Annotated in this window: 14 protein-coding genes, 1 other RNA gene and 1 pseudogene; 4 read left to right on the top strand and 12 right to left on the bottom strand. The window is 62.7% G+C overall.

The features are described from left to right. Nucleotides 1-4: 4 nt before the first annotated feature. The 6 genes from NKH97_RS30905 to NKH97_RS30880 form a co-directional block, all read right to left on the bottom strand. Nucleotides 5-1,522, bottom strand: coding sequence for a DegQ family serine endoprotease (locus tag NKH97_RS30905; protein ID WP_128305779.1), 1,518 nt, complete (start codon nucleotides 1,520-1,522; stop codon nucleotides 5-7). 127 nt (nucleotides 1,523-1,649) lie between these two features. Then, nucleotides 1,650-1,838 (bottom strand): DUF2065 domain-containing protein, encoded by a 189-nt coding sequence (locus NKH97_RS30900; RefSeq protein WP_023813072.1) that lies wholly within the window; start codon nucleotides 1,836-1,838, stop codon nucleotides 1,650-1,652. A gap of 6 nt (nucleotides 1,839-1,844) precedes the next feature. Further along, the gene (gene hflC, locus NKH97_RS30895) at nucleotides 1,845-2,810 is read right to left on the bottom strand and encodes a protease modulator HflC (RefSeq protein WP_352442873.1); all 966 of its coding nucleotides are present in this window, start codon (nucleotides 2,808-2,810) and stop codon (nucleotides 1,845-1,847) included. Further along, nucleotides 2,810-3,934: an FtsH protease activity modulator HflK gene (gene hflK, locus NKH97_RS30890; protein WP_023813074.1), complete on the bottom strand. Its 1,125-nt coding sequence runs from the start codon at nucleotides 3,932-3,934 to the stop codon at nucleotides 2,810-2,812. Before hflK ends, hflC begins: the two co-directional genes overlap by 1 nt. 168 nt (nucleotides 3,935-4,102) lie before the next feature. Next, nucleotides 4,103-4,621 (bottom strand): dihydrofolate reductase, encoded by a 519-nt coding sequence (locus tag NKH97_RS30885; RefSeq protein ID WP_352799585.1) that lies wholly within the window; start codon nucleotides 4,619-4,621, stop codon nucleotides 4,103-4,105. Beyond that, entirely contained in the window at nucleotides 4,621-5,622 is a 1,002-nt protein-coding gene (locus NKH97_RS30880) for a DUF4424 domain-containing protein (protein ID WP_352799583.1), read from the bottom strand. Before NKH97_RS30880 ends, NKH97_RS30885 begins: the two co-directional genes overlap by 1 nt. Nucleotides 5,623-5,848: 226 nt before the next feature. Here NKH97_RS30880 and cobF point away from each other — a divergent pair, with 226 nt between their 5' ends. Next, the gene (gene cobF / locus NKH97_RS30875) at nucleotides 5,849-6,649 is read left to right on the top strand and encodes a precorrin-6A synthase (deacetylating) (protein WP_352799581.1); all 801 of its coding nucleotides are present in this window, start codon (nucleotides 5,849-5,851) and stop codon (nucleotides 6,647-6,649) included. A gap of 36 nt (nucleotides 6,650-6,685) precedes the next feature. Here the strand turns inward: cobF and NKH97_RS30870 are convergent, their stop codons facing one another. The 4 genes from NKH97_RS30870 to modA form a co-directional block, all read right to left on the bottom strand. Further along, a complete protein-coding gene (locus tag NKH97_RS30870) occupies nucleotides 6,686-7,027 on the bottom strand; it encodes a winged helix-turn-helix domain-containing protein (RefSeq protein ID WP_023813079.1) in 342 nt (113 codons plus the stop codon). A gap of 74 nt (nucleotides 7,028-7,101) precedes the next feature. Continuing rightward, nucleotides 7,102-8,214, bottom strand: coding sequence for a molybdenum ABC transporter ATP-binding protein (gene modC, locus NKH97_RS30865; protein ID WP_352799579.1), 1,113 nt, complete (start codon nucleotides 8,212-8,214; stop codon nucleotides 7,102-7,104). Then, the gene (modB, locus tag NKH97_RS30860; protein ID WP_024501415.1) at nucleotides 8,211-8,915 is read right to left on the bottom strand and encodes a molybdate ABC transporter permease subunit; all 705 of its coding nucleotides are present in this window, start codon (nucleotides 8,913-8,915) and stop codon (nucleotides 8,211-8,213) included. The genes modC and modB overlap by 4 nt, the downstream gene beginning before the upstream one ends. A gap of 15 nt (nucleotides 8,916-8,930) precedes the next feature. Next, nucleotides 8,931-9,725, bottom strand: coding sequence for a molybdate ABC transporter substrate-binding protein (modA, locus tag NKH97_RS30855; protein WP_128306070.1), 795 nt, complete (start codon nucleotides 9,723-9,725; stop codon nucleotides 8,931-8,933). 113 nt (nucleotides 9,726-9,838) lie between these two features. Here modA and NKH97_RS30850 point away from each other — a divergent pair. After that, nucleotides 9,839-10,078 (top strand): annotated as a pseudogene (locus NKH97_RS30850) (TOBE domain-containing protein). Between the two features lie 11 nt (nucleotides 10,079-10,089). Here the strand turns inward: NKH97_RS30850 and NKH97_RS30845 are convergent. Continuing rightward, nucleotides 10,090-10,884, bottom strand: a complete 795-nt coding sequence (locus NKH97_RS30845; RefSeq protein ID WP_352776198.1) for a thymidylate synthase — start codon at nucleotides 10,882-10,884, stop codon at nucleotides 10,090-10,092. Between the two features lie 157 nt (nucleotides 10,885-11,041). Further along, entirely contained in the window at nucleotides 11,042-11,353 is a 312-nt protein-coding gene (locus NKH97_RS30840) for a DUF2853 family protein (RefSeq protein WP_023813086.1), read from the bottom strand. A gap of 168 nt (nucleotides 11,354-11,521) precedes the next feature. Between NKH97_RS30840 and ssrA the strand changes: the two genes are divergently transcribed. After that, nucleotides 11,522-11,881: a transfer-messenger RNA gene (gene ssrA / locus NKH97_RS30835) on the top strand. Nucleotides 11,882-11,964: 83 nt separating this feature from the next. Then, complete coding sequence (locus NKH97_RS30830) at nucleotides 11,965-12,519, top strand: AAA family ATPase (protein ID WP_352723418.1); 555 nt, start codon at nucleotides 11,965-11,967, stop codon at nucleotides 12,517-12,519. The last annotated feature ends 103 nt before the right edge of the window (nucleotides 12,520-12,622 follow it).

The raw sequence follows: 12,622 nt of genomic DNA, 5'->3' as shown, positions 1-12,622 counted from the left end.
GATCTCAGTCCATTCGGATCGTCACGAACCTGAGCTCGCCGGTCTTCGAGGCCAGCATCAAGAGCGCATTCTTGCGCCCCTGTTCCTTCAAGGCGCCGATCCGGTCCATGACATCCTTGGGGGTAGAAACCGATTCCTGTGCGATCTCGGTGATCACCTCGCCTGGCTGGATGCCGCGCTCGGCGGCGGCAGAGTCCTTGGTGACATCGGTGATGACGACGCCCGAAACATCGGCGGCAATGCTGAACTTCTTGCGCGTCTCGTCGTTCAGTTCGCCGACCGTCATGCCGAGCACCGAAGCAGTGGAAACGGCTGGAGCCTTGTCACCCTTGTCCTGATCGGTGTTGCTGCCCTCCTCGCCGCTGGCGAGTTTTTCGCCGTCCTCGAGCCGGCCGAGCGTCACTTTCACGGTCTGCTCGACACCCTTGCGCACGATGAGCACATCGACCGCCTTGCCAACCGGGCTTTCGGCGACGACGCGCGGCAGATCGCGCATCTCATGGATGTCCTTGCCGTCGAACTTGATGACGACATCGCCCGCCTGGATGGTGCCATTGTCGACCGGGCCGCCCTTGATCACGCCGGCGACCAGCGCGCCCTTGGCGGTCGCCATGCCGAGGCTTTCGGCGATGTCGTCGGTCACCGGCTGGATGCGCACGCCCAGCCAGCCGCGCCGCGTCTCGCCGAACTGGCGCAACTGGTCGACGACGCCGGACGCGAGCTGCGAGGGGATGGAGAAGCCGATGCCGATCGAACCGCCGGAAGGCGAAATGATCGCCGTGTTGATGCCGATGACTTCGCCGGCGCTGTTGAACAGCGGTCCGCCGGAATTGCCACGGTTGATCGCGGCATCGGTCTGGATGAAGTCATCATAGGGGCCGGAATTGATGTCGCGGTTGCGGGCAGAGACGATGCCGACCGTCACCGTGCCGCCGAGGCCGAACGGATTGCCGATCGCCATTACCCAGTCGCCGACGCGCATCTTGGTGGAATCGCCGAACTTCACCGCCGTCAGCTTGTGGCCTTTCGGATCGACCTTGAGCACGGCGACATCGGTCTTGGTGTCGGTGCCGACCAGCGTCGCCTTCAAGGTGACACCATCGGAGAAATTGACCTCGATGTCGTCGGCATCGGCAATGACATGGTTGTTGGTGACGACGATGCCTTGCTCGGCATCGATGACGAAGCCGGAGCCCAGCGACTGCACCTTCTGCGAGCCGTTGTCCTTGTCACCGCCGCGGTTCTTGAAGAAATCGTCGAAGAAATCCTGGAAGGGCGACCCCTCGGGCAATTGGGGCATCGGCACGGCGCCCGGGCCTTCGGTGCCCTTGACCGTCTGCGAGGTCGATATGTTGACCACCGCGCCGAGCAGGCCTTGCGCCAGATCGGCGACCGAAGCGGGTCCATCGGCGGCAAATGTCGGCGTCACGAAGGACGGGACAGCGACGGCGCTGACAAGAAGTGCCGCCGCGCCGGCGATGAATGTCCGCCGAGCCGCGCACAGAATTGTATTGGATGTCATCGAGAAGCCTCCCGGTATCCTTGAAAAGAAAAGCGCTTCGACGAAAACGCCGCGTCACGCCATGTTGGCAAAAAATACGGCACGTTTGCGGCTATGACTATCGGCAGAGGATAAATCATCGCCGCCGTCATGCGCCCCGCACCAGCCAGACGATGCCGACGCCGATCACGATCGCCGCCAGCCCGGCGATCCGCAGCGCGTTCTCGGGCAGCGACAGCACTTCGGTGGCAAGTTTCCTGGCCAAGCCGGGAAAACCGCCATAGACCAGACCCTCTATGACAAGGACCAGGCCCATGGCGGCAAGAAAATCCTGCACCGGCCGCTACTGGCCGGTGCTGGGCTGTGCCGGCGCGGCGGGTGCCGTCGCCGGAGCGTTTGGCGCAGGCGAAGCCGGCTTTGCCGGCCCCTCGCTGCCGTCGGGATTGCGGAAGAAACGGAAGAACTCCGAGTTCGGCGAAAGCACCATCGTCGTTCCGGTGTTGTCCAGCGCCGTGCCATAGGCGTTCATCGACCGGTAGAAGTCGAAGAAGGCCGGATCGCGCTGATAGGCTCCCGCGAAGGTGGCGCTGCGCTGGGCTTCGCCCTCGCCGCGCAGGATTTCCGACTCTTTTTGCGCTTCGGCGACAATCTCGACCACTTCGCGATCGGCGCGGGCCGTGATGCGCTGCGCCGCTTCGTTGCCGCGTGCCCTCAGCCGGGCAGCTTCCGCCAGGCGTTCCGCCTTCATGCGGTCGAAGGTCTGCTGCGAGACTTCGGCCGTGAGATCGGTGCGGCGAATGCGGACATCCTCGATCTGCAGGCCGAGCGATGTGGCATCGGGCCTGAGCTGGTCGCGGACTTCGCGCATCATCACGCCGCGCTCTTCGGAGAGTGCTGCCTCGAAATCACGCAGACCATAGACACGGCGCAAGGCAGCGTCGAGACGCGTCCTGAGCCGGGCCTCGGCCAATTCGATCTGACCGGACACGGCGGAGCGGAAGACCCGCGGATCCGAGATGCGGTAGGCGATGAAGGCATCGACCTCATAGAACTTGCCGCCCGACACCTGGACGCGGATGTTGTCGAGGTCGAAGCGCAGCACCCGGTTCTCGATCAGCTGCACGGTGTCGGCGTCGAAGAACGAGAACGGCGCCTTGAAGTAGATGCCGGGTTCGCTCTTGACGTCGACGATCTCGCCGAACCTGAGCACCAGCGCCTGCTGACGCGCATTGACCACGAAGACCGACGAATAGAGCAGGAACAGGATAACCGCTGCTGCGACGACGATGATGGGAAGACGGTTGGCCATCACTGGTTACCTCCCGTAACGCCACTGGGCGCAGCGGGTGCCGGCGCTTTCGGCTGCAATGCCGGCAGCGGCAGATAGGGAACGACCCCTTGCCCGTTGCCCTGCTCGACGATGACCTTGCTCGAATCCTTCAGAACCTTCTCCATGGTTTCCAGGTAGAGGCGCTTGCGCGTTACATCGGGCGCCTTGGCATATTCGTCATAGACCGAGATGAAGCGCTGCGCCTCACCCTCGGCTTCCTGCACGACCCGGTTCTTGTAGGCGGCCGCGTCTTCGCGGATCTGTGCGGCCTCGCCGCGCGCCTGCCCGAGCTTCTGGTTGGAGTACTGGTTGGCCTGCTCGACGAACTTGTCCTCGTCCTGCTCGGCGCGCTGCACTTCGTCGAACGCATCGGCCACTTCACGTGGCGGTGCCGCATCCTCGATCGAGACGGCGTTGACGTTGAGACCGGCCTTGTAGCCGTCCAGCGTCGTCTGGATGATTTCACGCACCGAGGCGGCAATGCCCTGGCGGTCGTCGCGGAAGATGTCCTGCGCCGGCCGGCGGCCGACGGCTTCACGCATGGCGCTTTCGGCAACCTGCCGCAGCATGCCGTCGGGATCGGACACATCGAAGAGATACGCGCTCGGGTCGGAGACCTGATAGGCCACCGAGAACTGGACGTTGACGATGTTCTGGTCGCCGGTAAGCATCAGCCCGGACGTGTTGCCACTTGTCGCGCCGCCGCCGCCGATATCGACGAGCTGCTCGGAAATCTTGGCCGTCTCGACGGTTTCGAGCGGCCACCAATGGAAATGCAGGCCAGGCTGCGACAGTTCGGTCTTCGGCTTGCCGAAGCGCAATTCGACCGCGACCTCGTCGGGCTGCACGGTATAAACCGCCTTGAACGCCCACAGCACCACAAGTGCAGCCGCGATCAGGGCGAAGATAGCCGGGCTCGCGCCGCCGCCACCCGGAAGAGCGCGCCGCAGCCGGTCCTGGCCGCGGCGGATGATGTCTTCGAGATCTGGAGGCGAGCCCTGTGGCCCGCTGGGTCCCTTTGGACCCTGCCCCCAGGGTCCCTGATTGTTGCCGCCGCCACCCCATGGGCCGCCGCCACCGCCGCTTTTGTCGTTCCAGGGCATGAATGTCCTTTCGCTTGGAATTCCCTCAAGCGCCGGTATTACGGCGCAAAATCCAGTATTGTTCTTCTATAGGGACGCCACGAGGCGCTTTCAACGCGATGCGCTGCCGACTTCGTCCGATTTGTCCAGTCGCGACCCTTTGTCTTCCTTCAATGCCCCTTTTTTCAGTCAATGTCTCTCTCGACGCCGTTCGTAGACCGAATAGCGCGTCGGGTGGCTGTCTTTTTCCCCGGCCGGGACGTCGTGCGAACTGACAATGCGCCAGGAATCAGGATCGATCGGCGGGAAATGCGCGTCGCCGTCGACCGCTGCCAGCACATGGGTGACATGCAGCCGATCGGTCAGCAGCATGGCCTGGGCATAGATTTCGCCGCCGCCGATGACGCACACCTCGTCCACATCGGCCATGCGGCGCCCGCGCTCCGTCGCCAGTTGGATCGCGGCTTCGAGCGAATGTGCCACCTCTACGCCCTCGGCGCGCCAGGTCTTGTCGCGGGTGACGATGATGTTCAACCTGCCCGGCAGCGGCCGGCCGATGCCCTCATAGGTCTTGCGGCCCATGATGATGGGCTTGCCCATCGTATCGGCCTTGAAGCGCTTGAGATCGGTGGAGAGCCGCCACGGGAGCCCGCCGTCCCGCCCGATCACGCCGTTCTCGGCGATGGCAACGTAGATTGCGACATCCATCAAATGTCGTCCGTTGGCTCGAGGATCAGGATGTCGATGTCGCGCTCGGGGTAGAAATTATCCGCCGTCATCTCGAATGTCGTCGGTCCGGTCTTTTTGACATTGTCGCCGCAGAACGAGACCAGGGCTTTCGGATTGCCCTTGTCGATCGTCAGCTTGAACTTTCCGATTGTGCCGGTGGCCCAGTTGCCGCCGGTGGTCAGGATATAGGCGATGCGGTTCTCGACATATTTGGGGTAGCCGTCAGGGTCGTTCTTCGCCGCCTTGCGCACCGCACTCTCGAATGTGTCGTCCATGCAATAGCGGGCCTTGTAGGCCGCATACTGACCCTGGAATTTGCCGTCGTAGAAGAAGCTGACTGAAGACGTGCCGCCGACGCTCGGCTTGTAATGGTGGGAAACATGGACGTCCTTGTTGGCCGGAAAGGTCGAGCGCCACCAGTAGGTCGAACGCAATTGCCAGAACGGCGTGTAGACCTTGGTCGTCTCGGTGCCGTCGCTGCCGGTGTCCTCGATGATGATGCCGCGGTCGACCCAGTCATCGACAACCGCTTGCGGCAACTTGGCCAAGGCCGCCTTCGCCGCATCGCCGAATGGATAGAACGGCACGTTTTGCGCCTTCAGCTCTGCGCTGATGTCGATGCCTAGCGCCAACACCTTCTGCTCGAGCTGCGGCTTGACGGCGGCACCGTCGATCGTCACCTCGAAGCCGAGGAAATTGTCGCTCTGGTTTTCGGGAATCGCCGGGATTTCTTCGGGATTGCCCGATATTTCGGGCATCGGGAAGGCGACGATGGCCTCGACATCGCGATCGGTGTTGTTGTGGAAGACATAGTCGACCGTGACCTTTTCAGGCGAGATGAAAAGGTCCTCGCTTTGCATCGCCACGGCATCGCTGCGCGACAGGATCAGGCCGCCAGTGCCAAGTTCGGCAACCGAATCATTGGCAAATACGGGCGCAGCCGACAGGGCCAGCACGGCGGTCAGAACATATCGCAACATGGAAGCCCCCTCGGCTAGAATGCTTGCAGGACCCTAGCCGTTTCAATGTGGCGTTTCAAAGCCCTTCCGCATCCGCTAGCGCACCAAAAAGGGTCTGGAGCAAGCAGTCTGGACACCCAGCGCGATCTGGACACGCGCCAGCGCGGTCTGGACACGCGCCAGCGCGGTCTGGACACGCGCCAGCGCGGTCTGGACTAACGGGTTCCGATCGGGCAGGAGTTCGCCCATGCGCAAGCTTCTCGTCATCGGCATCGGCGCCGGCAATCCCGACCACATGACCGTTCAGGCCATATCAGGCCTGAACCAGGCGGATGTGCTGTTCATTCCCGACAAAGGCGCGAAAAAAAATGAGCTGGCCGAACTGCGCCGCCGGATATGCGACCGCTTCGTCACCAACCCGAAGTCGCGCCGCGTCGAATTCGACGTGCCGGTGCGCGATCTGCCAATGGAAGATGGGCCAGTAGAAGATGGGCCGGCCCCCTCCTACCGCTCGACCGTCGATGACTGGCATGAAGCCATCGCCGCCATTTACGAAGGCCTGATCCGCGACGAGATTGCAGGCGACGGCTGCGGCGCCTTCCTGATCTGGGGCGATCCTTCGCTCTATGACAGCGCGTTACGCATCCTCGAGCGCGTGCGCCTGCGAGGCAATGTGGCGTTCGAGCTTGAGGTGATCCCCGGCATCACCGCCGTCCAGGCACTTGCCGCCAGCCACAAGATGGCGTTGAACCGCATCGGCGATTCCGTCCTCATCACCACCGGCCGCCGCCTGACTGAGGAAGGCATGCCGGACAATGCCGGAAGCGCGGTCGTCCTGCTCGACGGCAAATGCGCCTTCAACACGCTGGACGACAAGGATCTGATCATCCACTGGGGCGCCTATCTCGGCACACCAGACGAGCTCCTCATTTCGGGCCGTCTCGGCGATGTCGGTGCGGAGATCGAAAAGGTTCGCGACTACGCCCGCCGAATGAAAGGCTGGATCATGGATACGTACCTGCTGCGAAAGCCCAGGGAAGAGGAATAGGCCGTACTGCCTACTGCCTACTGCCTACTGCCTACCCTATCCCGCATCAATCTCCGCCTGCAATGCCTCCATATGCGTCGCTGCCGCCGAAGCCGCCGCCCGCTCGATGGCGCGAAAACGGCTGACCACCGCCAGCCCCACAGCCGTCAGTTGCGCGCCGCCGCCCTTGCGGCCACCGGTCTGTGCCGCCACCAGCGGCTTGCCGAACACCCGGTTCATGTCCTCGACCAGGTCCCAGGCGTGCTTGTAGGACATCTCCATGCCGCGCGCGGCGGCCGAAATGGAGCCGAAGGCGGCGATCTGTTCCAGGAGTTCGATCTTGCCCGGCCCGACGCGCCCGTCGGGGTCGAGATTTATCCGCAAGCTCAGCGACGGCATCATTACTCTCCGCGGTCCAACCTCATACTAGAAGCTCCCTGGCGAAACCGCTATTCCAAAAAGACATAGCGGGATCACCCATCCACCTCGGCGGGCAGGCCGGCGCCGGTGTTCGCCCGATCGAAGCTCACCGTCTTGATCACCGCGAAAACCTTGCCGCCAAGATGGAGCTTCAGCGCCTGCCGCGACTGTTCAGTGATGCGGGCAAGCACGGTTGCACCATTGCAGTCGATACCGACCTCGACCGCGGGCCCTTCGCCGGGGCTCATCGCGGTAATGGTCCCCGGCAGGATGTTGAGCGCGCTGAGACCCCTCGGCTTTTCGGTGGCGATCATCACATCGCGGGCGCGAATACGGATGCGCACCGGCGTACCTGTCTTCATCGCCAGCTGTGGCACCCGGAGCTCGCCCGCGGCCGAGCCGAGCACGGTCATGCCGAAAGTCTCGTCGTGACGCAGCACCCTGGTGTCCAGCACGGCGCCGCCCTCACCGCGCTCCTCCGCCGGCAACAGGTCGAGCCTTTGCATCACCGCCTCGGTCGGCCCGCTGGCAACGACATTGCCCTGCGCCAGCATCACCACGTCGCTGGCCAGCCTCGCCACTTCGGCGACCGAATGACTGACATAGACGATCGGGATTTTCGTCTCGTCGCGCAGCCTTTCGACATAGGGCAGGATTTCGGCCTTGCGCGCTTCGTCGAGCGAGGCCAGCGGTTCGTCCATGAGCAGCAGTCTGGGGCTGGCAAGCAATGCCCGGCCGATCGCCACGCGCTGTTTCTCGCCGCCCGAGAGCTTTGCCGGCCGCCTGTTCATGAGCGGCCCGATGCCGAGCAGGTCGACGACGGCATCGATATCGGCGTAGCGCTCCGCCGGCGGCGTGAACCAGCGGCCGTAGCGCAGATTGCCGGCAACGCTCATATGCGGAAACAGCCGTGCGTCCTGGAACACCATGCCGATGCGGCGCTTGTGCTTCGGCACGAAAATGCCGGCACCGGTATCGACCAGCACACGGCCGTCGACCTCGATGCGTCCCTTGTCGGGCCGGATCAGCCCGGCAATCATGTCGATCAGCGTCGTCTTGCCCGACCCCGACGCTCCGAACAGCGCCGTCAGCCGCCCGGCGCTTTCGAAGCGGGCGTCGATGGCGAAACCGCCGAGCCGATGACTGATGTCGACGAGAACGCTCATTCGATGTCTAGTCGCCGGCCGACACGCCGCGCCAGCACCTCCGAAGCCACCAGCGCGGCCATGGAGATGACGATGGAGATCAGCGTCAGGCGGAGCGCCCCTTCATCGCCCCCCGGCACCTGCGTGAATGTGTAGATCGCCGACGGCAATGTCTGCGTCTCATTGGGAATGTTGGAGACGAAGGTGATGGTGGCGCCGAACTCGCCCATCGCCTTGGCGAAGGCGAGGATGGCGCCGGCGATCAGCCCGGGCAGGATCAGAGGCAGCGTGATGGTGGCAAAAACCCAGAGCGAATTGGCGCCGAGCGTTCCCGCCGCCGCTTCCATCTTGCGGTCCACCGCCTCGATCGACAACCGGATCGCCCGCACCATCAGCGGAAAGCCCATGACGCCGCAGGCCAGCGCCGCGCCTGTCCAGCGGAAGGAGAAGACAATGCCGAAATGCTCTGCCAGGAAGGCGCCGGCCGGGCCGCGCCGGCCGAAGGTGAGCAGCAGCAGGTAGCCGGTCACCACGGGCGGCAGGATCAGCGGCAGATGCACCAGCCCGTTGAGAACGGTCTTGCCCCAGAACTGTCCCCGGGCAAGCAGCAGCGCAATCAAGATGCCTGGCGGCAGGCTGGCGAGCATCGCCACCGTTGCCACCTTGATGGACAGCCGAACCGCATTCCATTCGTCGGGAGTGAGGTCCAGCAGCCAGTTCATAGTGCCCCTTGGAACTCAGTTGCTCGGCGCGAGCACGGTAAATCCCTGATCCTTGAACAGCGCGGCCGCCTTGGCCGACTGCAGGCATTTCAGGAAAGCCGGCGTATCCTTGTCCTTCGAATCGGCGGTCTGGGCAACCGGATAAATGATCGGCGGATGCGAATCCTCCGGGAAGGTGCCGACCACCTTGACGCCCTTTTCGGCATGCGCATCAGTGGCGTAGACGATGCCAAGGGCTGCTTCACCCGTCGAAACCAGCTTCAGCGCCGCGCGCACGTTTTCGGCCTGCGCCACCTTGCCTTCGACCGAAGACCAGACGCCGAGCGATTCAAGTGCGGCCTTGCCGTATTTGCCGGCCGGCACCGCCTTGAAATCGCCCATGGCGAGCTTGCCGTCGCCGATCAGCTTGGCGAGGTCAAAGCCCTTCTCGATCCTGGTGTCGACCGCCGAGTCCTTCGGCGCCACCAGCACGATCTCATTGCCGAGCAGCTTCACTTCGGTGTCCGGCTTGGTCAGCTTCTTGTCGGAGAGATATCTCATCCAGTCGAGATCGGCCGAGATAAAGACGTCGGCAGGCGCCCCGCCCTCGATCTGTTTGGCCAGCGCCGAACTCGCGGCATAGGAGACAGTCGCCGCCTCGCCGACATCGGCCTCGCAGGCTTTGTTCACGGCGTCGAGCGCGTCCTTGAGGCTGGCCGCGGCAAACACCACCACCTTGTCTTCCGCATGTGCTGCCGGCACGACTGCCATCAGCGCCGCAGCGAAGCCACCAATGGCGATCGCCCTCGATCCAAAACCTTTGCGCAGCATGGGAACTCTCCTCGGTTTGAAAGCTAGTCAGCCCTAAGTCTCCGACCGATATATCCGCATGAATATAACAAGGGAAGGCCCGGCGCCCCATGAAAGCGTCCGTACGACACCAATTGTCCTGGAAAGACCGGCAAAGAAACCCTGGAAAGATCAGTGCCCGCAACATCCCCTCCGGGGAACGATCGCCGAGATCGTCAAGGAGCCACCACCTCGCATGTCACGATCGACATCGGTGGCGGCGCCATCGTCACCGCCTCGATCACCAACAAGGCCGTCGCCGATCTCAAGCTCAAAAGGGCAAGCAGGCCTATGCCGTGGTCAAGGCCTCGGACGTGATGGTCGGCATCGACTGAAATTTGCGGCCTTAGACCGCGATCGGCGCTTTGATCGACGCGTCTGCGACGTAGTTTTCCAGCCGGAAATCCTCGAAGCGGAAGGCGAACAGGTCCTTCACCTCGGGGTTGATCCACATCGTCGGCAGCGCCCTCGGCGTGCGCCGCAGCTGTTCGCGCGCCTGCTCGAAATGGTTCGAGTAGAGATGCGCATCGCCAAGTGTGTGGACGAAATCGCCGGGTTTCAGCCCGGTGACCTGCGCCACCATCACGGTCAGCAGGGCATAGGACGCGATGTTGAACGGCACGCCGAGAAAGATATCGGCCGACCGCTGGTAAAGCTGACAGGAGAGCCGCCCTTCCGAAACATAGAACTGGAAAAGGCAGTGGCAGGGTGGCAGCGCCATCGCTTCCACCTCGGCTGGATTCCATGCCGAAACGATCAGCCGCCGCGATTGAGGGTTTTTGCGTATCTCCTTGAGGAGATTCGCGATCTGATCGATCGAGCCGCCATGGCCATCCGGCCAGGAACGCCACTGCTTGCCGTAGACCGGGCCGAGATCGCCATTCTCGTCGGCCCATTCGTCCCAGATCGAAACGCCATGGTCGGTGAGGTATTTGATGTTGGTATCGCCGGCCAGGAACCACATAAGCTCATGGATGATCGACTTGAGATGCAACTTCTTGGTCGTGGTGACGGGAAAGCCGCGCGCCAGGTCGAAACGCATCTGGTAGCCGAAGACGGAGCGGGTTCCGGTGCCGGTGCGGTCGCCGCGATCGGCGCCGTTGTCCAGCACGTGCTGCAGGAGGTCGAGATACTGGCGCATCGGTTCCGGCTCGATTCGGTTGTCCAGCCATCATAGCTTACGGACAGGCAATCGAACACCACAAAGCAGCGCAAGCCCTGCCCGAAGCCCGCCAGTCCCCAACAACATCAGGGCTGGCGCATGGACCGCGCCAGCCCTGCGAATTGAAGCGCGGTCGTCAGAGGGAGCCGAGCTTGCCCAGGTCCTTCGCGACGAGGTAGTAGAAAGTCACCCGGCTCTTGGTGTTGTCGGCAGCCATTGCCTTGCAAGTCTTCTCGATGGATGCATCGGCCTTCGCTGCATCGCTGATGCCGAGCTTCTTGGCGACCCAGTTGTCCCTGACACGCCCGAGTTCCTTCGGGTCGGTGCAGGATACCAGCGAGGAATCGCGGTTCCTGAGCGCGATGCCTAGGTGCTTGACGATCTTTTCAACCGCATCAGCACTGGCGCCGGCATCGTATTTCTTCACGTCTGCAAGATAGTCGGCCATCAAAATTCCCCTCGTCGGCGCCACGGATCCGATCGATGAGGGCTGTGGCGCTGCTGCAACATGTGCGCTAGGTCGGTAACTCCTCACCGGGGCAAAGCTTCGGTTGAGACCGCGCCCAAGTCAACCCTTTGGACTTGCGGTTTTGTCAGGGGGATAAAGTGCCATTGCGGCCTTCCATTTCTTGCGATGGCCCCCTATATTCAGTTTGTCGGCTTGACCGACTATGGCGATAAATGGGCGATGAAATAAGCCGTTCGGACCCGGGGGCGGTACCCGGCGCCTCCACCAAAAGCCGCTGCTGATGACAGAGCGGTTTTTGCTGGGGGCGAAATAGGATCGACGAAGGTGTAAAGATCGTACTTTTGCCCGGCATGGTACCACCGTCATCGGGCTAAACCTGTAGTTGCAAATGACAACTATGCGGAAGCACGTCTCGCCGCGTAAGCGGTGCGATAGCTTCAAATCAAGCCCTAGAGGTTCGCACTTCTAGGCGGGGTTCGGAGGTACCTGGCAACAGAAACCTCCACTTCTCCCCTCCTCCGATATGCAGCATGCGCAGTGGCAGCTTCGCCGCGAAGGCGCCGGCCGCGTGCTCCCTCCATGGACAAAACATGCAAAACGATTCCGATCGCTTCTTCGTGCTGACCGGCGGTCCTGGTTCCGGCAAGACCACCTTGATCGAAGCCCTGCGCCACGCAGGCTTTGCCACCTCGGCGGAAGCCGGGCGCGGCATCATCCGCGACCAGTCCGACATTGGCGGACCCGCTTTGCCCTGGCGTGATCGCGCCCTGTTCGCCGAGTTGATGCTGTCATGGGAGATGCGCTCGTATCAAATTGCGCAAGAACAGACCGGGCGTCCTGTTTTTTTCGATTGTGGCGTTCCGGACACGCTCGGCTATCTCAGGCTGAGCGGCCTGCCGGTATCCGAACACGCCACCGCTGCCGCCGAGCGCTTCCGCTATCATCAGCGCGTCTTCGTCGCCCCGCTTTGGCCGGAGATCTTCGCGCAGGATGAGGAGAGAAAGCAGACGCTTGAGGAGGCCGAGCGTACCTATCATGCGCTGGTCGGCGTCTACACGGAGTTGGGCTATGAAACCGTCCCGCTGCCTTTGGCGACGGTCGAGGAGCGGCTGCGCTTCGTGCTGATCGAGGCAGGATTGGCATGAAAAAGGCCGGGATGAACCCGTAATGCAGTTCACTTAAGTTGGGCTGGATGAGGATCTGGTAAGACCTATCGAACAGGATGGAGATTCGTTTCCATCCTGTTCG

Origin of the sequence: Mesorhizobium sp. M0870, from assembly GCF_040319775.1 — a bacterium.
Taxonomy (GTDB): domain Bacteria; phylum Pseudomonadota; class Alphaproteobacteria; order Rhizobiales; family Rhizobiaceae; genus Mesorhizobium.
This window is presented reverse-complemented; position numbering and strand designations above follow the sequence as displayed.